This is a genomic window from Pseudoalteromonas sp. 0802, assembly GCF_013350085.1.
GTDB lineage: Bacteria > Pseudomonadota > Gammaproteobacteria > Enterobacterales > Alteromonadaceae > Pseudoalteromonas.
In genome coordinates, this window is the sequence record NZ_JABVXE010000115.1 from 1 (window position 1) to 301 (window position 301).

The following is a 301-nucleotide window of genomic DNA, read 5'->3' on the forward strand; positions in this document are numbered from 1 at the left end:
TGCGGGAGCCGGATTTGAACCGACGACCTTCGGGTTATGAGCCCGACGAGCTACCAGGCTGCTCCATCCCGCGCCTGAATATTAAGTTTATTTTACTTCTCACTTAATTTAAGAAGTCAGCCAATTCAAAGAATTGGTTGCGGGAGCTGTGAAGGTGAAGAGTGAATGCCTCACGCCGTGACGACGACCTTTATAGTTCCAACATTACACCAATCTTTATAAAGATTGGTTGCGGGAGCCGGATTTGAACCGACGACCTTCGGGTTATGAGCCCGACGAGCTACCAGGCTGCTCCATCCCG

1 tRNA gene is annotated in these 301 nt (G+C 50.5%); it reads right to left on the reverse strand.

Annotation, left to right across the window (positions count from 1 at the left end):
• A tRNA-Met gene (locus HUS61_RS21415) sits at nucleotides 1–73 on the reverse strand.
• Nucleotides 74–301: the final 228 nt, after the last annotated feature.